The organism is Halobacteriovorax vibrionivorans (genome assembly GCF_003346865.1).
GTDB lineage: Bacteria > Bdellovibrionota > Bacteriovoracia > Bacteriovoracales > Bacteriovoracaceae > Halobacteriovorax_A > Halobacteriovorax_A vibrionivorans.
In genome coordinates this window covers 293,468-310,914 of record NZ_QDKL01000002.1, presented here as the reverse complement: position 1 = coordinate 310,914, position 17,447 = coordinate 293,468, and the positions used below count along the sequence as shown (strand labels likewise).

23 protein-coding genes are annotated in these 17,447 nt (G+C 35.3%); 14 read left to right on the top strand and 9 right to left on the bottom strand.

From position 1 onward, the window contains the following. The first annotated feature begins 1 nt into the window (after position 1). From DAY19_RS07315 to DAY19_RS07305, 3 genes are all read left to right on the top strand, one after another. A complete protein-coding gene (locus DAY19_RS07315; RefSeq protein WP_115360910.1) occupies positions 2 to 805 on the top strand; it encodes a metal ABC transporter permease in 804 nt (267 codons plus the stop codon). An 83-nt stretch (positions 806 to 888) separates the two neighbouring features. After that, positions 889 to 1,338 carry an ETRAMP family protein gene (locus DAY19_RS07310; RefSeq protein ID WP_115360908.1) on the top strand — a complete coding sequence of 150 codons (450 nt, stop codon included), beginning with the start codon at positions 889 to 891 and terminating at the stop codon, positions 1,336 to 1,338. A gap of 96 nt (positions 1,339 to 1,434) precedes the next feature. Next, entirely contained in the window at positions 1,435 to 1,653 is a 219-nt protein-coding gene (locus DAY19_RS07305; RefSeq protein WP_115362277.1) for a cold-shock protein, read from the top strand. Between the two features lie 54 nt (positions 1,654 to 1,707). On the opposite strand, the gene DAY19_RS07300 is transcribed toward DAY19_RS07305, so the two are convergent. Further along, on the bottom strand, positions 1,708 to 2,115 hold the full coding sequence (locus DAY19_RS07300; RefSeq protein ID WP_115360906.1) for a hypothetical protein: 408 nt from the start codon (positions 2,113 to 2,115) through the stop codon (positions 1,708 to 1,710). A gap of 118 nt (positions 2,116 to 2,233) precedes the next feature. Between DAY19_RS07300 and DAY19_RS15235 the strand changes: the two genes are divergently transcribed. Together DAY19_RS15235 and DAY19_RS07295 are read left to right on the top strand one after the other, a co-directional pair. Next, positions 2,234 to 2,401 (top strand): hypothetical protein, encoded by a 168-nt coding sequence (locus tag DAY19_RS15235; RefSeq protein ID WP_158536828.1) that lies wholly within the window; start codon positions 2,234 to 2,236, stop codon positions 2,399 to 2,401. Further along, positions 2,401 to 3,855: a disulfide bond formation protein B gene (locus tag DAY19_RS07295; protein ID WP_115360904.1), complete on the top strand. Its 1,455-nt coding sequence runs from the start codon at positions 2,401 to 2,403 to the stop codon at positions 3,853 to 3,855. Before DAY19_RS15235 ends, DAY19_RS07295 begins: the two co-directional genes overlap by 1 nt. On the opposite strand, the gene DAY19_RS07290 is transcribed toward DAY19_RS07295, so the two are convergent. Then, positions 3,848 to 4,417, bottom strand: a complete 570-nt coding sequence (locus DAY19_RS07290) for a peroxiredoxin family protein (RefSeq protein ID WP_115360902.1) — start codon at positions 4,415 to 4,417, stop codon at positions 3,848 to 3,850. The two genes, DAY19_RS07295 and DAY19_RS07290, sit on opposite strands and share 8 nt — an antisense overlap. 61 nt (positions 4,418 to 4,478) lie before the next feature. On the opposite strand from DAY19_RS07290, the gene rlmN reads away from it, so the two are divergent. The 8 genes from rlmN (at position 4,479) to DAY19_RS07250 (ending at position 11,376) form a co-directional block, all read left to right on the top strand. Further along, positions 4,479 to 5,513 (top strand): 23S rRNA (adenine(2503)-C(2))-methyltransferase RlmN, encoded by a 1,035-nt coding sequence (gene rlmN / locus DAY19_RS07285; protein ID WP_115362275.1) that lies wholly within the window; start codon positions 4,479 to 4,481, stop codon positions 5,511 to 5,513. Positions 5,514 to 5,600: 87 nt separating this feature from the next. After that, positions 5,601 to 6,533, top strand: a complete 933-nt coding sequence (locus tag DAY19_RS07280) for a glutathione S-transferase family protein (RefSeq protein WP_115360900.1) — start codon at positions 5,601 to 5,603, stop codon at positions 6,531 to 6,533. An 8-nt stretch (positions 6,534 to 6,541) separates the two neighbouring features. Beyond that, positions 6,542 to 7,408 (top strand): pirin family protein, encoded by an 867-nt coding sequence (locus DAY19_RS07275; protein WP_115360898.1) that lies wholly within the window; start codon positions 6,542 to 6,544, stop codon positions 7,406 to 7,408. Further along, on the top strand, positions 7,408 to 8,619 hold the full coding sequence (locus tag DAY19_RS07270) for a multidrug effflux MFS transporter (RefSeq protein WP_115360896.1): 1,212 nt from the start codon (positions 7,408 to 7,410) through the stop codon (positions 8,617 to 8,619). The genes DAY19_RS07275 and DAY19_RS07270 overlap by 1 nt, the downstream gene beginning before the upstream one ends. Positions 8,620 to 8,655: 36 nt before the next feature. Continuing rightward, on the top strand, positions 8,656 to 9,429 hold the full coding sequence (locus DAY19_RS07265; protein ID WP_115360894.1) for a phosphatase PAP2 family protein: 774 nt from the start codon (positions 8,656 to 8,658) through the stop codon (positions 9,427 to 9,429). Then, positions 9,426 to 10,364 carry a hypothetical protein gene (locus DAY19_RS07260; protein ID WP_115360892.1) on the top strand — a complete coding sequence of 313 codons (939 nt, stop codon included), beginning with the start codon at positions 9,426 to 9,428 and terminating at the stop codon, positions 10,362 to 10,364. Before DAY19_RS07265 ends, DAY19_RS07260 begins: the two co-directional genes overlap by 4 nt. Next, positions 10,364 to 10,588, top strand: a complete 225-nt coding sequence (locus DAY19_RS07255; RefSeq protein ID WP_115360890.1) for a hypothetical protein — start codon at positions 10,364 to 10,366, stop codon at positions 10,586 to 10,588. Before DAY19_RS07260 ends, DAY19_RS07255 begins: the two co-directional genes overlap by 1 nt. Next, positions 10,585 to 11,376, top strand: a complete 792-nt coding sequence (locus DAY19_RS07250; RefSeq protein ID WP_115360888.1) for a hypothetical protein — start codon at positions 10,585 to 10,587, stop codon at positions 11,374 to 11,376. Before DAY19_RS07255 ends, DAY19_RS07250 begins: the two co-directional genes overlap by 4 nt. Here DAY19_RS07250 and DAY19_RS07245 read toward each other — a convergent pair. The 7 genes from DAY19_RS07245 to DAY19_RS07215 all read right to left on the bottom strand — a co-directional run bounded on the left by DAY19_RS07245 (position 11,360) and on the right by DAY19_RS07215 (position 16,997). Continuing rightward, entirely contained in the window at positions 11,360 to 11,716 is a 357-nt protein-coding gene (locus tag DAY19_RS07245) for a hypothetical protein (RefSeq protein ID WP_115360886.1), read from the bottom strand. The genes DAY19_RS07250 and DAY19_RS07245 overlap by 17 nt on opposite strands. Before the next feature lie 144 nt (positions 11,717 to 11,860). Further along, on the bottom strand, positions 11,861 to 12,100 hold the full coding sequence (locus tag DAY19_RS07240; protein WP_115360884.1) for a hypothetical protein: 240 nt from the start codon (positions 12,098 to 12,100) through the stop codon (positions 11,861 to 11,863). Positions 12,101 to 12,169: 69 nt separating this feature from the next. Then, the gene (locus DAY19_RS07235; RefSeq protein ID WP_115360882.1) at positions 12,170 to 13,702 is read right to left on the bottom strand and encodes a hypothetical protein; all 1,533 of its coding nucleotides are present in this window, start codon (positions 13,700 to 13,702) and stop codon (positions 12,170 to 12,172) included. Between the two features lie 182 nt (positions 13,703 to 13,884). Beyond that, positions 13,885 to 14,475: a hypothetical protein gene (locus DAY19_RS07230; RefSeq protein ID WP_115360880.1), complete on the bottom strand. Its 591-nt coding sequence runs from the start codon at positions 14,473 to 14,475 to the stop codon at positions 13,885 to 13,887. Positions 14,476 to 14,489: 14 nt separating this feature from the next. Next, positions 14,490 to 15,977 carry a lipoprotein N-acyltransferase Lnb domain-containing protein gene (locus tag DAY19_RS07225; RefSeq protein WP_115360878.1) on the bottom strand — a complete coding sequence of 496 codons (1,488 nt, stop codon included), beginning with the start codon at positions 15,975 to 15,977 and terminating at the stop codon, positions 14,490 to 14,492. 97 nt (positions 15,978 to 16,074) lie between these two features. Continuing rightward, on the bottom strand, positions 16,075 to 16,527 hold the full coding sequence (locus tag DAY19_RS07220; RefSeq protein ID WP_115360876.1) for a DUF5522 domain-containing protein: 453 nt from the start codon (positions 16,525 to 16,527) through the stop codon (positions 16,075 to 16,077). A gap of 41 nt (positions 16,528 to 16,568) precedes the next feature. Continuing rightward, positions 16,569 to 16,997, bottom strand: coding sequence for a TlpA family protein disulfide reductase (locus DAY19_RS07215; RefSeq protein ID WP_115360874.1), 429 nt, complete (start codon positions 16,995 to 16,997; stop codon positions 16,569 to 16,571). A gap of 221 nt (positions 16,998 to 17,218) precedes the next feature. Here DAY19_RS07215 and DAY19_RS07210 point away from each other — a divergent pair, with 221 nt between their 5' ends. Continuing rightward, positions 17,219 to 17,440, top strand: a complete 222-nt coding sequence (locus DAY19_RS07210; RefSeq protein WP_115360872.1) for a SlyX family protein — start codon at positions 17,219 to 17,221, stop codon at positions 17,438 to 17,440. Positions 17,441 to 17,447 lie beyond the last annotated feature (7 nt).

Genomic DNA, 17,447 nt, shown 5'->3' with positions numbered 1-17,447 from the left:
TATGGAAATCATCTCGTTCTTAGCAGCTCCTTTTGTTATGTGTTTAATCCTGGTGGGGATTCACTGCTATTTAGGGTTACATGTGCTTAAGCGCGGGGTGATTTTTGTTGATCTTTCATTAGCTCAAGTTGCGAGTCTTGGATCAACTGTCGCATTACTTTTTCATTTAGATCACCATAGTTCACTTAATTACTTTATATCCCTTGGCTTCACGTTTGTAGCAGCAGGATATTTTGCATGGGCAAAGAAGTATGAAAAGTATATTTCGCAAGAAGTTCTAATTGCCCTTGTTTATGCTTTTGCTTCATCTGCTGTTCTTTTAGTTGTTAATATGATGGCCCATGGAGCTGAACATATAAAAGAAATCCTTGTTGGAAAAATCCTTTGGGTAACATGGATGGATGTTCTAAAGACAGGGGTGATCTACTCAATTGTTGCTTTAATTCATTATATTTTTAGAAAACAAATAATAGCAGCTAGTATGGAAAAGTCAGACTCATCTAGCTTCTGGGACTTTGTGTTCTTCTCTCTATTTGGTGTTGTGATAACATCCTCAGTTGGGATTGCAGGTATTTTACTTGTCTTCTCATTTCTAGTGGTACCTGCTCTTTTAAGCAGCAATCTTGTAAGCTCTCTAAAAGGACAACTTCTTTTAGGTTGGGTCATAGGAACGATACTTAGCTTTATTGGTATGACCTTGAGTTATGTTCTTGATCTTCCTGCTGGAGCAATCATCGTTGTGGTATTTACAGTTCTTCCAATCTTTGTACTACCGTTTATATTACGAAAAAAGATCGCTACTTAATTTGAATCTTTAACATAATTTAGTTTCGAGATTTTAAACTCATGTCGAAGAGCCTTCTAATAATAATGCTTTTAGGAGGCCTTATGAAAATATCATATTTATTTTTTTTAGTTGTATTTCTTTTAAACTTCTTTATTCCAAATGATGCCCTTGCTGTAAAAAACGAAGGGCTAGACAGTATTGTCACAGGTATTGATGTTAATGGTAATGAGTCAAGTTGTTTGCGTATGGTACAGCCTCTTTATTGTTCGATGGAAATTCAAGTAGGTGATTTGCATGGACTAGACTGTCGTGCAAGAGGATTTAAGGCCGTTCAATGTGGATGCCACAATTTTGTTTGCGTTGAATATGAAACAGAGACAGTTGTTGGTGTTGACCGTCAGGGAATGAAAAGATCTTGTCACCCTATGAAGGAAGGAACATCTTGTACAGAAATTTTTACTGAAGATGAGGCATTCGCTGAGCGATGTCAGGAAAAAGGTGGAGTGGCCGTAGCATGTGGATGTCATGATTATATTTGTGTGAAAAATTAACCTATCTTAAATTCTCATATTGTTTCATTAGGGAGATAACTTTCTTTATCAAATATAAATTACTTCTCACTGAGAAAGGGAAAAACAAGGATGATTATGGAAGCATTACAAAATGAATTAAAAACGGGAAAGGTTAAATTTTTTAATGAAGCAAAAGGTTTTGGATTTATTAAGCCAGATACAGGAGACGGGGACTTATTTGTTCATATTTCTGCTGTCGAATCAGGTAACAAATTAGCTAATGATGACAAAGTGACATATATGATTGGAGAAGGAAAAAGAGGCCCATGTGCAATGAAAGTTAAGAAGGCTTAACTTTCTTCTTCAATTTAACTTGATGTGAGAAAAGAGGGGCATTGGCCCCTTTTTTTATTTATTTTCTTTAATATCTTTACAAGACCAATCAAAAGAGTGAACTCCATGTTCTGGAACTCTAGCAAATGTCCAAATATTACCATTAATCCCTGGGGCAACATGATCTAGGCGAAAACGAAAGTTTCCTGTAGTAAACGATTCCACTTTCTTGTTGTATTTATGAATATAATTTACCTTCTTTATAAACGAATACTCATTATTTTGATTTAGATCATCGACGAATACTTCAACTTCATGAAATGGAGTATTTCGACCAAATCGCGACTCATAAATTATTGCATCAGTAACTTTCGAGCTCATGTCATAATTTACGCAATGGTATAGCTCTTTTCTTTTAGGTGTAAGACCTGCCAATGTATTTAGTGATACAAAAATAAGTGCGCTTAAGATTATCGATTTCATAAATTCTCCTTTGGGGTAGCTTTAATTTTAAGGGCAATTCGAATTTAAGTGAAATTAACTTATCTAAGAAAATATTTCTTCCGATTTTCTAACAAAGTATTTCATTGAGGAGGTATATATGGAATTCTTAGAGATTATTTTACTGATTATGTCGGCCTATTATATTTGGCGTAGGCCTCAATTTCAAAAAAGGGCCGAAAATCTTTTAATTGGAGCTACTTTTATTATGTTCTTTGTTTGGTTTGTAGCGACTAAGCATATGATCCTTCCTCCAGGGAATTACTAATGTCAGGCAAAACTGAGCGCTTTTACAATATTGTCTCTCTTGCAACGATTGCTCTGGTTGTACTACCTATTGGTATCGCAAGTATTGTTTTAGGTTTCGGATTTGGCGATAACCCTTGTATTCTTTGTTGGCAAGAAAGAGCTGTTATGATGTTCATTAGTTTGACTACACTCTTTATTTTGCGCTACGGCCTAAGACCAAAGTACTTGGCCTTACTTATTTTCTACTGTGCAATTGGAATCTTTATGGCCTTACGCCACACTGGTGGTCATTTCTTAAGAGATATTGGACAGGGATTTGCACTTGAGATTCTAGGATTCCATACATACAGTTGGGGGATTTTTGTTTATTGGATGATTTTTATATGCTTGGCCATCATTCTTGGCTTCTTTGGAGGGAACCTTGTTGATAACGAGGACGGAGAAGTACGATACCTTACTAAGCTGCAGGGAAGTGCTTTTATTATCTATTTCATCGTTCTTGGAATTAACTCCATACAAGCGATTACACAAGTTGGGCCACCACCATTTATTGGTCAAAGTGATCCTATACGTTTTTCTTGGACTCCAAAAGATTGGAAATGGTCGACACAGTCGTGGTCAAATATTCTTAGTCCTATGAGTTTACGTGGTAAGTATCATGTGGAAAAGCCAGTTATTAAGACTCAGGCCAAAAGAGATATTGCCATGTTTGAAAGCGGTGATGAGTTAATCAAAGTTAAGGAAGTAAAACTTCCTGAAACGATCATTGGTAATATTACAGACATTGATTATCATCCAAAATCGAAATTATTTGCTCTTGTTACAGATCAGTTCTACGTTTATATCCTCGATGATAAATTAAGTGATATAAAAGCTTACGTCCACCTGGATAATCTCTTTAGTATCGAAATAAAGACTCTTACAGCAGTTTCCTTTATTGATCGTAATCGATTAATGGTTACGGGAATTAATAAGAGTTATGTCATTTTAAAATTGGATAAAGAGGCTAAGTTAAAGAATCAATATGCGTCTTTTAAAGATGGTACTGATGGAATTTTAGAAACCAGGCGAGGACGATTTTCAACAGTACGCTCTAAATATGCATATATTCAAAGTTTAAGCTTTGATCGCGAAACAAATGAATTTGTTACCTTAAGTGTTCCTAATAAGAAGTTCAATAAGATCATTGCGACAAGATTTTCTTCAATAGACTATATGCTTAGTAGTGAAAAGGAAGTCTTTACTAATGAAAGTGAATTTCAGCCTCATGTGACGAGTTTGAAAATCTATGATTCCATTGCCTATGGACTTGCTCCTGATAATAGAGAAATCATTATTTCAGATAATAATTTCTCTTCTTTTACTGGATCTATTCTCTTGCCTGTTAATGGTGACTACAGGGGAGTGGTTATCTTTGAAAAAGATCAATTCATTATTATTGATGGCAATATCGCAAGCTACTTTATTAATTAGAACTAAGTGCTTTTATGATCTCTTCATTCTTTGTACGATCTTTGTAATTAATATGGATATCACTATAAGTAATCTTATCTCCATCTATAACAAATACTGCAGGATGGGCCACCATATGATGTGTTTCTCCAGAGTCTGCTTCAACATCAATTTGATATGATTGTTTGTATTTCTTTACGAGTTCATCATCAATTTTATTCACAATATTAAAGGCCAATAAACTTTGTGCTTTAGGATCACTAATAACATCGAAAGTGAATTTATTTTTATCTTTCATTTTCTTTGCAACTGCAGCTCGATCGACACTTATAACTAAGATTTGTGAGTTCTTGTCGATTTTACTCATAACTTCTGATTGCACACTCTTTAATTGCTTTATGCAGTACGGGCACCATGAACCACGATAGAAAATCAGAGCGGTCTTTTTATCTAAATTATCTAATTGATATTCTTTTCCTGTGATAGATTTTAGAGCTAAATTTGGGACCTTCTCACCGGCCTTTAGACCTATTTCAGATGCAAAACAACTTAAAGACAGTAATAAAATGATTATATATTTCATTTTTTCTCCATTTTCTTCCCTTGAGCTAGACGGACAAAGGGAAATTCTATATTGTTGCCCTGTGAAAAAATCATTCTTTCAATTCACATTCCTTGAACTACAAGAGTTATTGAGTTCTAAAGGCTTAAATTCGTCTGGCGCAAACCTTCTTTACAATTGGTATTATAAGAAGAAAAACGCATATAGCAAAGAAATCCAAGATATTGCTAAATCAACTTTAAGTTTTATCAATGAAAACTTAAGTTTTTCTTTGCCTAAAGTCGCAATGGTTCAAGAGGCCAACGATCGTACCGTTAAATTTCTCTTTGAATTAGAAGATGGTAATAAAGTTGAAAGTGTTCTTATCCCATTTCATAAGAAGTATTCGATCTGTCTGTCTTCTCAGGTTGGCTGTGCGATGAAATGCTCTTTTTGCTTTACTGGTAAGCAGGGCCTAAAAAGAAACCTTAAGGCCTATGAAATTATAGGTCAGTTTCTAGCGGCATGGCATTGGCTTAAGGAGAATCGCCCTGGAGAAGAGCGCATCTTAAATATTGTCTTCATGGGACAAGGTGAGCCTCTACATAATTTTGATGAGGTGAAAAAAGCATGTGATATTTTTACTTCACAATATGGAACTTCAATTGGCCATCAAAAAATTACCATATCAACAAGTGGATATATACCGGGATTAAAGAGATGGAAGGATGAAATACCTGGAGTTAATCTGGCCTTATCTCTACATTCTGCATTTGATGAGATACGAAATGAACTTATCCCAATAAATCAGCGCTATCCATTAGAAGAAGTTCTCGAGTACATTGATAATATCCCATTAAGATATAAGCAATTTGTTACTTATGAATATTTATTAATTAAGGACTTAAATGATGGAGAAAGGGATGCTAGAGCGCTAGGGAACTTGCTTCAAAATAGAAGGGCCCTTATTAACCTGATTCCGTTCAATGAATTTCCTGGAACACAATACAAGCGTCCGAAAGAAGATAATATTCTTAATTTCAAAGAAATCCTCGATACTTACTCTATTCCAACTCTTGTTCGTACAACCAAGGGTGATGATGTCTTGGCCGCATGTGGTCAGCTCAATACCAAATGATCTAATTTTAGTACAAAATCTTAAAATATATGTACTTTTAATAGGACGGAATTCCCACTATTCTTTTAGTAAATAAAAGGAGTCGAAATGGGACGTTTAGTAGATGGAAAATGGATAAAAACCTCAATCATAACAAGTGATGATGATGGTGCTTACGATCGTATTCCTCGATCATTTAGAGATACGATTTCAAAAGATCACGACACTTTTAAGCCTGAGTCTGGCCGCTATCATCTCTATGTAAGCTACGCTTGTCCTTGGGCCCATCGAACTTTAATCTATCGAAAGCTCAAGGGGCTTGAAGAGCATATCAGTGTAAGTGTTGTCTCTCCAGATATGTTAGATATGGGGTGGACTTTTGAAACTAATATTTCAGGGGCCACTGGAGATGACCTATATGGCCTAAATTACCTGCAAGAGATTTATACTAAAGCTGATCCAGAAGTGAGTACTAGTGTTACTGTTCCAGTCTTATGGGATAAGAAGACACAGAGAATCGTAAATAATGAATCATCTGAGATTATTCGTATTTTTAATAAAGAATTTAATGAGCTAACAGGTAATACTGATGATTACTATCCTAAAGAGCTAGCTAGTGAAATCGATGAGCTAAATGATTTTATTTATCCAAATATAAATAACGGAGTTTATCGTAGTGGCTTCGCAAAGAAGCAAGAAGCTTATGAATCCGCTGTTACTAGTTTGTTTGATGCTTTAGATAAAGTTGAAGAGAAGTTAGAAGGAAATCGTTTTCTCTTAGGAGAAAGGTTAACCGAAGCAGACCTTCGTTTGGTTCCAACTCTTCTTCGTTTTGATTGCGTTTATGTGACCCACTTCAAATGTAATCTTAAACGAATAAAAGATTACAAAAATTTATCTCGTTATCTCAAGGAACTTTATGAGATGAAGGCGATAAGTGAAACAACGAATTTTGAACATATTAAAAGACATTATTTTTATAGCCATGAGGATATTAATCCATATCGAATTGTCGCTCTTGGCCCTTCGGAAATTATATAGGTGATTTTATGAGTAAAAAAGAATTAGCATATATTATTGATCCACCTCCTAAGCACTGGGTTGGTAACGGCTTTCATGTCCACACAATGTTTCATCCTGGACATAATCTTTATAAATATACGACACCATTTCTTATGATGGACTTTGCTGCTCCTAAGAAATTTGCTCCAACAAAAGCAAAACGTGGAGTCGGAGAACATCCCCATCGAGGATTTGAGACCGTTACGTTTGCTTTTGGTGGAGAAGTTGAGCACAGAGACTCAAGTGGTGGCGGAGGAGTCATTGGAAAAGGTGATGTCCAGTGGATGACTGCTGCAAGTGGTGTTGTACATGAAGAATTTCATTCTCAGAAGTTTAGTGAAGAGGGTGGCGTTTTTGAAATGGTACAGCTTTGGGTAAATCTTCCAAGCGAGTTCAAAATGACGTCGCCAAGATATCAAGGCGTAAAGGGAGAAACTTTTCCAAGGATTCATCCTGCTCAAGGAGTTGAACTAAAATTAGTTTCAGGAAATTATTTAGGAGAAGTGGGTCCTTGTAAAACGTATTCTCCAATAAATCTTATTCAAACAGATATGAAAGAAGCTTCTAACTTCTCGCTTTCTTTAGAAGATAAAACAAACTTACTTGTTCTCGTTAGGAAGGGAAGTATTTCTTTAAATGGTAATGAAGTTAACGAACATCAATTAGCAATTTTTCATAGGGATGGCCAAGAGGTTGAGGTATCGAGTAAAGTGGGGGCAGAGCTTTTAATAATGAATGCCGTTCCAATTGATGAGCCTGTCTTTTCACACGGCCCTTTTGTTATGAGTACAAAAGAAGAAATTATTCAAGCTTTTGAAGATTACCAATCAGGCAAAATGGGACACCTCAGTTAATGGATTTTCCTTCTCAAGATATTGAAGCAACTCAAAAGAAAATAAGTCAGAAAGAATTTATTGCATTAATGGCCGCACTGATGTCATTTGCGGCCCTAGCTATTGATTCGATGTTACCGGCCCTAAACTTAATTGGAGATAGCTTAGGTGTCGTTAATCCCAATGATAACCAAATGGTCATATCATTTATATTTATCGGGATGGGAATTGGGCAATTATTATTTGGGCCAATTTCTGATGCCATCGGTAGAAAGCCTTCAATGTATATTGGTATAGGAACTTTCTTCTTTGGTTGTATAATATCTTATAGTGCAACAACATTTAATCTAATGTTGTTAGGAAGACTTATACAAGGTTTAGGGGCAGCATCAGCTAAGATTATATCAACAGCGATGGTAAGAGATCGATTCTCTGGAAATGTCATGGCAAAGACGATGTCTTTAATTATGATCATATTTGTCCTCGTTCCAGCGCTTGCGCCAACTTTAGGTCAACTAATTCTAAGCTTTGGAGGATGGCGAGATATATTTCTCTTTATGATCTTTTTGGCGATCATTAATTTCGCTTGGTTCAGTACGAGACAAGAAGAAACATTAATTGAAGAGTATCGCAGACCTCTTTCTTTTTCTAAGATTAAAGAAGCAACTCTAGAAACCGTTAAGCACCCTGCTACTGTTGGTTACACTCTAGCAGCTGGTTTAATATTTGGTGCTTTTATTGGCTACTTAAATTCATCTCAACAAATTTTACAATTAAAATATGGACTAGGTGATAAATTTCCAATCGCTTTTGGTGTTTTAGCATTGGCCATTGGACTATCTTCATTTTTAAATTCAAAACTTGTTGAAGAAATGGGGATGAGAAAGCTTTGTGAAACAGCTCTTACAGTTCTTACTATTGTCGCAATTATATTTAATATTATTGTTTACTTCACAAATGGAAATCCATCGTTTTATTTATTCTATGGTTTTCTGCTTCTTTGTTTATTCAACTTCGGTCTACTATTTGGGAACTTCAGTGCTTTGGCCCTCGAGCCTATGGGGCATATTGCCGGAACAGCAAACTCTGTTATAAGCTCTGTCCAGATTCTTATTTCAGCTCTTATTGGTTCCACTATTGGGCAATTGTATAATGAAACGGTAACGCCTATCGCAATAGGCTTCTTAGTTTGTAGCATGCTATCTCTTTTCATCGTAAAAAAAGTAAAATAGATAGACGATTAAAGTAAAATTTGGTCTCATTTATATATGTTAAAAGCATGTATCTTATTCTTATTTGTGACCATTCACTCTTTTGCGTTTTCACCTCCTTCTGAGCATATCCGTAAGAGTCGTTGGGATATTTCTCCAATCCAAATCAAATTCTTAGCTACTTTCTTTGCTATCGAATTAGTGACATATTCCATAATTTCCCCTGTATTTGTAAAACAAGAAATCGATAGTAGTGATTACGATTTTGACGAAGATGATATTGAAGTTCCTGTATGGGCATACCAACTAGGTAATCATGGGCCTGAAGTTTTAACAGCTGGAATGTATGGATACTATTTATTTGGAAATGATGAATACGCTTTTGAAAAAGCATTTGTTTTTACTGAGTCTATGCTCATTTCTCAGGGGATAACATTTGGTACAAAGTATGCTGTAAATAAACAGCGCCCAGATGAATCTAATTATCTTTCGTTTCCAAGTGGTCATACAACTCATGCTTTTACTGTTGGGATGTGGATGAGTATGGATATTTATCGAAGCGCGAAGTTTCATGAAAATATTTACATTGCGTCTCTACCACTTATTTACGCTTCATATATTGGCTGGACTCGTATTGATGCAAATAAGCATAGCTTCAAAGATGTCGCTACTGGGGCCCTTATAGGATCTCTGACAAGCTATTTCATGTACGAGTTTCACTTTGATGAAAATGGAAAGTATCGATTTAATAATAAGAGTGGAGCAATTCTAACTCCAACTGTTGATCCTATTCGTAACCGTTACGGTCTAAGCATTGGGGTTACTCTATGAATTATTTAATTTCTATTCTATTGATCTTCTTCTCTTTTTCATCAATGGCCCAACTTAAGAGTCTAGACTACTTATATCGCTTTCCAGAAAAGGGTGGGAGTGTATTAGAATATTCTATCTATTGGTCATTAGATGAAATGGAATTTGATGATCGCTCTGGTGGCGTTGAAGAATTCTTTGAAGTTGATCGCTCTGTTCTAGTTGCTGGGATTAACTATAGGTATTCAATATCGGATCGTTTTCTTATTGCTTTTAGTACTCATGCTGAAGTAGCTGATTTTGATACTCATCTAGAAGATGAAAATGATAGTGAAACACCTGAGAAGAGTCCTTTTGCTTTTTATGATCCAAGCGTTGATTTACGTTATCGATTAATTCAAGAAAATGAAGTCTTCTTTGATATTGAAGCCTCTATTGTATGGGGTGCTACTAATTCTTCTAAAACTCCTTTAAATAGAACAGTAAGTCCTTTTGATGGACAAGAATACTATAAGATTGCTGCGTATACTGGTATTGATTTTAATACTTTTTCATTTATGGGTGTTATTGGTGCTAACTTCTACAATGGTGGTGTTAATCAGTCAGAGTTTAATAATGAACGATTAAAGGCACAGGACAGTTCTCAGGTTCTGTTGGGCTTTCTGGGACAAGCTAAAGTGACAAAGAATATAAGAGCGACTGTCGGCTTCAACTTCCTTTCGGCCGACGCTTTTGACCTCACTGGTGCGACAGAGAGAGTTAATCTTGATCAATCAACTCAACAAAATTATTACATAGAATTTGACTATCTTAAGTTTCAAAATAGTTTAGGTATTATAAGCTTTAAAGTTAATCAACGTATTGATCGTTATAATTTACTTATAAATAACAATGATCTCTATGTTGCAGATAATACTTTTTTAGATTTTATATTTAAAGTTGAAAAGTGGTTCTAATGAGTCTTTTATTGGCCTTTGCTTTTTTTATAAGCTGTGGTGGCGAAACTGTAATTCAAAGAGAAGCAAATACTTGTGTGACAAGTGATAAGTTTCCAAAGACCTATATTGTCATGAGACAGTGGGGTTGGGATATTTGGTTAAAAGAAGCAGGTGTTAAGGATGCACGCACTCTTCGCTATGTAAATGATAAGAAGTGGCGACAAGTGGAGTGCCCAAAATGAAACAAGTCCTATATTTCTTATTTCTATTTGTTTTTTTATCGAGCTGTAGTTATCGTGAAACTATTCTACGTAAGGCACCTGACTTCCTCAGTGACAAAATTGAAGACTATTTAGAATTAGATGAGGCGCAGGAAGAAGAACTTCGCTCTCAGGTAACATCTTCATTTTTTGAGCATCATAAAGAAGTAATCATCTTAAGAAAAATCTTAGCTGATTATGATATAACGAAGGACTCTCTAAGAAAGCAAGTCGTGAAAGGATATCCTCCGTATTCTCGTGTTCTAAAAGATGTAAATGCTATTTCTATTGAAGTGCTCTCTAAGCTTGATAGTAAGCAAAGAAAGGAGCTTGTTGAAAAACAGAAAAAAGCAAATGAAAAAAGAGAAACTGATCTTAAAAGCTATAAAAAGCGAGGAGTCGATAGGCTTTCAAGATTGTTTGGTGAATTAACACCCAAGCAAGATATTTTAGTGGAAAAGCTTGTTGTGGATTACTTAAAGAAGAAGGAAAATCTTAAGGCTTCAAGTGCTTGGAGAAAGAAATTTGTCGAGACATTAAAGATAGATGATCAAATAGCTTACCAAGAAGCATTGAAAAGAAACTTTAGTGATGTAGAGAATTTAAAGCAAGTTTTAAAAGACAATGAATACTTCTTTAAATTCTTTGATGAATTTCAAAAATCCTTAACAAGTAAACAAGTCGAAAAATTTAATAAGAAGAAACAAGAGGTTCTGGCCTGGATTGATCTATATTTAAAAATATATAAGACTCCTATAAATCATACCTAAGACGCATTAGCAGTGACTGATTGGCGAGGATTACTCGTCCATCAAGCTCAGATTCAAAAATTGTGTTATCTTCATCTAGTTTTATATCGATTTTAAATGCTTCGATACCTAGTCCTAGGAAAAAACCGTTATCAAATCGATAGTCAGCATAGAGATTATTAGAAAAGACCTTTCCAGAAAAGCTACCTATCTTAATATAGAAGAGATTTAACTCACTATTTAAAATCCATTTTTGAGTTAAGTTAATCTCAGCTTTGAGTTTAAATGTTGGTAATGGTGCGACAAAGCTATTCTTGGTCTTTGCTTGTCCTGATTCACCAACACCTACTTCAAAAGGCATAACATAGAATCCATCACCACCTGAGAGATTAATTCGATCATCAAGAAAGAATGAGTAAGCATAGAAGAGTCTTATGATATCAAAGTTAAATACTGAGTCGATGAGTGTTCCAGTTGGGATTGTTTGCTCATTACCATCTTTATCCTAATATTTTATATCTTCAGCAAGTACTTTTCTTCCACTACGATGATACTGATACCAGGAAAATGCCATAATATGCTTTTTATTATCACTAAATCGCCAGTCATAGTTTAGTCGAATTGAACTATCGTGGAAAGAGACACCATAAGTTAAGCTGATACTGTGAGTGGGCCACTTCATTTCATCTGAAGCGAGTGTAAAAAAGGGGAGAGTGATAACCAAAAAAAATAGGGCCTTAAACATGAAAACTCCTAAACTATATAGTGACACTTATATAGTTTAGGAGAAACTTAATTTTGTATTTAAATTTTATTAATCGATACTATAGAGAAGCTCATCAATTTGCTTTTCATCTTCCTCTTTAGAAGGAGCTTTTGCTAGTACTTCTTTTGCAGCGTTAATCTCTTCTTGTGTAGAACTTTCGTCTGCCAGTACTTTTCTTGCTTCTTTTTCTTTTGCAATCCTCTCATCTCTGGCCTTACTGAAGTTAACAATCTTATTTCCTTCAGCAAGTACTTCATCATAAGAGATACCACCCATCTTTCTCTCTGATGGTGTCTGAGGTAAGAATATATAATCAGTTCTTTTTAGCTTTAATCGCTTACTTTGATAAACCATTGCTTTAGCAAAAGACTCAAATGCTTTTCTTGGTACGTAATGCTCAGAATCTCTTTTTAGAATATAACGTAATTGAGATAATTTCGATGCATCAGTTCCGTCTTTTGGCGCTTTTTGGCTAAGTGGTAGATAAAATTGGTAGTCAAGGATATTACTAATAGCAAACTCATGTGCTCCCTTGATGCCAATTTCTCTCATTGTATCATTAGAAGTCGTTGTACAATTATAAAATGGAGTAATTTCTAGACCCTCTTCTGTACGTACTCGATGTAGTTGTTCTTCAAAGATATCACGAACTTTCATCATATCTTCTTTTGAGCGAGCATAGCCAATTAGTGTATAAGTTGGACGGTAATTAACCTGTCCTTGAATTAGGTGACCAAAGTAACTTACTAGGTCTGTATTACTAGCAAGAACCTCTTTTTCACCTTTAAAGTAAAAATTAAATGTTTCACCTTTTATTGATAAGTCTTTTTGTACTTCTCCCATTCCAATAGCAAAGTGTCCTGCTGCTGAACCTGGAATATCTCCTTGTCGTCCACTTAAAGTGACAACAAAAACGTGATCTCCTGGAGTGGCCTGATAATTATCACGATGACGAATAGTTCCTCTAAATGGCTCAAGTGATTGAGAATTTTTATTCTTTGGCATTTCTTTAAGAATGTATTTTAAAGGATTCTTTTCGAATTTCTTATTTGCTGGATATGGATTATCACCAACAGTGAAAAGGTTTGCAGGAATAATTGCATTAATTATATAAGTATTGTCTTCCATGTGACCTTGAGTGTGGACTTTCTTTCCAACAAAATAGTTACGTGATTTTTTATCAAATTTTGTTCCGTAAATCTTCTTTGTTCTTCCAAACTCAGCCTTTTGATCATTAAGATAGAATGTACCATCGGCACTTTTTGTAAGAACTCCAACTCGATCTTCTAAGTCGGCAACAACTCTTGGCATCTTATCAATAATAAGATTATTCTCAGAGATCTCACCATCAAACTCAAAGACATAATCAGGAGAGTTGACTAGGACTTTATCGAGATACTTGTTGTAGCGTTTAGGGAATTTTAATTGTGTAACTTTGAAGTTATCGACTTGGCCATCAATATGGATTTTTGCTTTCACAACACCATCTTTCTTGAATAACTTTCCACGGTAGCTTTCAGCTTGTGTATTCGTACTGAAAACGACTAATGTCATTAAAGCTAGGCAACAGATATTCTTCATCGTCTTTCTCCCTAATTGTGATTTACGATTGGATTTTTCTATTTCATATATAATTGCAATAGATATGCCAAGTTCATATCGTGATTATAGGGTGTTAGCAAATAGTTGAATGTTTAGTTATTGAAAAGTGTTTAGGAAATAAACAGTGGGCCAAGGAATTTGGCCCACGATATAGACAAGTATTATAGTTGCTTGTTGATGAAATCTCTAATCTCAGACATAGACATCATATCATCTGGATCAATACAGAATTCAAGACGATCGTTAGCGATGCGGATTTCGTTAGCAACATCTGCTGTTGAAACTTTAGCATCTTCAGAGCGCTTGTCATTTAAGTCTTCTGTAAACTCTGCAAGAGTTGTCCCTGTTACTTTTGGTGCAAGTTGTGCATCTTCGATAAGCTTAATTTGCCCGCTAAAGTTTCTTCTACTTGAGTCTAGAACACCAGAGGCAGCAAGCGTACTTGATGAACCGTAGTAAACAGCTTCAGTTGCTGAAGTAATACCATCATGAATAATATCTAGAGCGATAAGATCAATGATAACATTATCTGAATCTGCTAAAACAGCTGTTCCTGCTGCAATTGTTGATGATGCAAGCTCAGTTCCACCCCAGGCAAGTGCTACACCTGTTGTACTAAGTGCTGCAGCCGTACCAATTGCTTTATCAGTAGGTGCATCATTTCTTTCTTTGTAAAGCTCAAGACAATTTGCTTGTGCTGCTGTTGTTGCAATAGAGCATAGTAGCCCAAGTGCTAAAAGTGACTTTTTCATTGTTCCTCCTAAAATTACCATCTCTCATGTAAAAGATAGAATCGTTTTTGATGATCTAGTATTTCTTTGTTAACTAATAGTCCTTCGTATGGGTCAGTGTAGACACGAACTCTTCTTTTTGTTCGATGATCGCGTTTCCACTTAATAATTTCTCTTTTAGAAAGCTTTTGTCCTTCTTCTTGAATCTTTGCTAAAGTACCTTTTCCATAAAATGACTCTAAGCTTGTCTTGATTTCAGACTCGCATTTTGAGTTATTACAAATTTCATAGAGGTTAGCTGGAACCTTTTCTAGGCCATGTAATTCATCAAATCCAATACGGTCTGTTTTTTTGATAAAAGCCTTGTATTCATTAAAGGCAGCTAGGTCAAATGATACAATCTCATTTAGTTTTCTAATTTCATTAAGAGTTAGCTTATTAATTAGCACTTTAACTTGTTCTGGTTTTATGTCGTATCGAAGTTGATCAATATCTTTAAGATCAAGTATCTCAACAACTTTTTCTTTTAATTCTCTTAGTGATTTAATCTTAATAATTGGATAAGGATTAACTAATGCTCTTTTTAAGTACTTTGGTAGAGCTAGAGGGATTCTTCCTTTTATACCAAGGCTCTTATGATATGGAAGTCCTACTTGTTTAAAGAAGTTTACAAGTGCTCCAGCACAATTATTTGCAAAGAAAGTATAATCTCCCAAATCACTACTTTGTGGAAGGTCATAAAGAAGAGGAAAGATTTCTTCTACTGTTGTCTTTACTTGTCCTTCAGTTTTCTTTGGAATTGCTGATAGGGCATAGATTGACCCTGTTTGCGACCTCAGTGGCAGGATTCCATATTGTCCCTGTCCATATTTTTCACTAGAGTAGTTTTTAAGTTTTTCAACAGTTTCTTGCATTACACCTTTATGTGTTTCAATGCGGTGTTTAGCGATCTGTCGCCATTGCTCTTTTAACTCGTTAATTACGTTATTTCTGATTTCTTCATTTGAGATAATAATGTATCGATCAAGATCTCTTTTTTGTCTGTTATTGTATTCATCCATAAAAAGACGAAGACTTTTGACTTGAGGAAATACTGGGTATCCACCAAATATACCTTTTACATAGTTGAGCTTTACACTATCGACATTTGCTACAAAGCTTAGAACAACATCATCAGATTCAGTTCCAATATCATCAACAAAACGAAGCATTGTGTGACCAAAGCCACTTTCAATATTTGACCAAGAGCTTGATGCAATAATAAGCTCTAAACCTATAATTCGACCGGCATCATGACGCCTAAATAGGCGTTGAAAGAAGCGACCATTCTCATTTAATAAGTCCTGATAATTTGCAGACCAGTTGATTCGATTAATTTTCTTCTTGCGCTCTTTTTCTTTGCGACGCTCTTTCATCCTTTCACGTTGTCTTTCACGAAAGTCTGAGTCGCTGTGTCTGGCCTGGGCCTGTAAGCTTGAAATTAATGTAGTTAGTACTACTAAAAGTAGTGCGGTTCTCTTCATCTAATTCTCCAAATATTCCCTGTTAATATAGGTTATTTAGAGATTCAGATGAGTATGATTGTAAAAGTTTTTAGGGGTGTAAATTTAATGAACAGGTTTAAATCGTTGAATTTATGAAGTCGATATCCAGGCCTTGCTCTTTAAAGTGCTCTCTTAAGTAGAGCTTTCTTGCTTGATTCGGTCCTTTTTCAATTAGCCCAAAGACAACTTCTTTTAAAGTAGCAAAAGCATAATTGTGATAATTTTCATCATTAATTTGTATTGAATTAACTTTTTTCTTAGGTGCACCAAATGCAGATCCCATGAGTGAGGCCGCTATGGAAGAAGTTTCTTCTTGCTTACCAGCACTTTCATCCATAATTGTTTGTGCGAGTTTTATCTCTTGTGCTTCAACATCTCTAAAAGTGATATCGTTATTCTTAAGAGTGAATCCATATGGGCAGTGAAGACAGCTTGTTCGACAGCAAGAACCTCGGTTTCTTAAAAATTGTGATGTCTTAACCTCTAGGCCTTCATCATTAGTATATGTAAGTTTTTGATTTGAATCCATAAATCGATATTAGCCTTTAAAGAAACTCTTGTCGAGAGTTCTTACTTTGTGGCCAGATGCTTTTCTGCTCGCCAAATACCAATTAAGCTCAAACCAGAACTCATGGAAGTGACATTATTACCCTTTAAAAAGATTGTTGTGGGTGTGGACTTTACTTGGAGCTTTCTCGTTGCATAAGGAGAATTTATGAAACGAAACTTATATGGACTTTGATTAATAAAGCGACGTACTTTTACACCTGTTTCAAATGCGTTAATAGCGTAGATTGATTGTGGATTGATTTTTCCTTCCAATACTGAGTCATGGAGTCTTTGCATTTCAACTTTACATGGCCCACACCACGTTGCCCAAAAGATCGCAATAGAGTGATCCTTCTCATTTTGAGACGGAAAGTTGATCTTCTCATTTGTTCTGATATCAAGATATTCTTTTGGATTGAGATTTGAGCCCTCTTTCTTAAAGTTATTCATGACAGCAGGCGCCTGCTTGTAAATTATAAACCCAAGCAGCATGAGACTGATAAAATTGGTGGCAAAATTCCACTTCTTTTTCATGGCAAATATTTTAGCATGATCTTAAATGGAAGTGATTAATTAAATCCTAATTTTTGACACCTCTCTAAGTTACTAGAAGTACAGTAAGCTACGACTAATAAATAGACGCTACTTAAGGAATGTAGTATTTAATAAACATGAATAAAGAAGAACTTGAAAAGAGATTAGTCGATCTTGAAGAAAAATTTTGTCATCAAGATCATTTATTAGGCCAACTAAATGAAGTTGTAACAAAGCAAGAGTTTATCATTGATGAATTAGTTGCACATGTTAAGAATCTCGTGGCCGCCCAGAGCGACGGTCCTGCTGAGCAGATGACACTTGAGAATCTTAAAGACTTTAAGCCACCACATTACTAGAGGCAAA

What these genes read in the sequence shown, in the direction of transcription:
- DAY19_RS07315 (WP_115360910.1), top strand. Translation starts at nt 2, where the DNA reads ATGGAAATCATCTCGTTCTTAGCAGCTCCTTTTGTTATGTGTTTAATC.
- DAY19_RS07310 (WP_115360908.1), top strand. Translation starts at nt 889, where the DNA reads ATGAAAATATCATATTTATTTTTTTTAGTTGTATTTCTTTTAAACTTC.
- DAY19_RS07305 (WP_115362277.1), top strand. Translation starts at nt 1,435, where the DNA reads ATGGAAGCATTACAAAATGAATTAAAAACGGGAAAGGTTAAATTTTTT.
- DAY19_RS07300 (WP_115360906.1), bottom strand. Translation starts at nt 2,115, where the DNA reads ATGAAATCGATAATCTTAAGCGCACTTATTTTTGTATCACTAAATACA.
- DAY19_RS15235 (WP_158536828.1), top strand. Translation starts at nt 2,234, where the DNA reads ATGGAATTCTTAGAGATTATTTTACTGATTATGTCGGCCTATTATATT.
- DAY19_RS07295 (WP_115360904.1), top strand. Translation starts at nt 2,401, where the DNA reads ATGTCAGGCAAAACTGAGCGCTTTTACAATATTGTCTCTCTTGCAACG.
- DAY19_RS07290 (WP_115360902.1), bottom strand. Translation starts at nt 4,417, where the DNA reads ATGAAATATATAATCATTTTATTACTGTCTTTAAGTTGTTTTGCATCT.
- DAY19_RS07280 (WP_115360900.1), top strand. Translation starts at nt 5,601, where the DNA reads ATGGGACGTTTAGTAGATGGAAAATGGATAAAAACCTCAATCATAACA.
- DAY19_RS07275 (WP_115360898.1), top strand. Translation starts at nt 6,542, where the DNA reads ATGAGTAAAAAAGAATTAGCATATATTATTGATCCACCTCCTAAGCAC.
- DAY19_RS07270 (WP_115360896.1), top strand. Translation starts at nt 7,408, where the DNA reads ATGGATTTTCCTTCTCAAGATATTGAAGCAACTCAAAAGAAAATAAGT.
- DAY19_RS07265 (WP_115360894.1), top strand. Translation starts at nt 8,656, where the DNA reads ATGTTAAAAGCATGTATCTTATTCTTATTTGTGACCATTCACTCTTTT.
- DAY19_RS07260 (WP_115360892.1), top strand. Translation starts at nt 9,426, where the DNA reads ATGAATTATTTAATTTCTATTCTATTGATCTTCTTCTCTTTTTCATCA.
- DAY19_RS07255 (WP_115360890.1), top strand. Translation starts at nt 10,364, where the DNA reads ATGAGTCTTTTATTGGCCTTTGCTTTTTTTATAAGCTGTGGTGGCGAA.
- DAY19_RS07250 (WP_115360888.1), top strand. Translation starts at nt 10,585, where the DNA reads ATGAAACAAGTCCTATATTTCTTATTTCTATTTGTTTTTTTATCGAGC.
- DAY19_RS07245 (WP_115360886.1), bottom strand. Translation starts at nt 11,716, where the DNA reads ATGCCTTTTGAAGTAGGTGTTGGTGAATCAGGACAAGCAAAGACCAAG.
- DAY19_RS07240 (WP_115360884.1), bottom strand. Translation starts at nt 12,100, where the DNA reads ATGTTTAAGGCCCTATTTTTTTTGGTTATCACTCTCCCCTTTTTTACA.
- DAY19_RS07235 (WP_115360882.1), bottom strand. Translation starts at nt 13,702, where the DNA reads ATGAAGAATATCTGTTGCCTAGCTTTAATGACATTAGTCGTTTTCAGT.
- DAY19_RS07230 (WP_115360880.1), bottom strand. Translation starts at nt 14,475, where the DNA reads ATGAAAAAGTCACTTTTAGCACTTGGGCTACTATGCTCTATTGCAACA.
- DAY19_RS07225 (WP_115360878.1), bottom strand. Translation starts at nt 15,977, where the DNA reads ATGAAGAGAACCGCACTACTTTTAGTAGTACTAACTACATTAATTTCA.
- DAY19_RS07220 (WP_115360876.1), bottom strand. Translation starts at nt 16,527, where the DNA reads ATGGATTCAAATCAAAAACTTACATATACTAATGATGAAGGCCTAGAG.
- DAY19_RS07215 (WP_115360874.1), bottom strand. Translation starts at nt 16,997, where the DNA reads ATGAATAACTTTAAGAAAGAGGGCTCAAATCTCAATCCAAAAGAATAT.
- DAY19_RS07210 (WP_115360872.1), top strand. Translation starts at nt 17,219, where the DNA reads ATGAATAAAGAAGAACTTGAAAAGAGATTAGTCGATCTTGAAGAAAAA.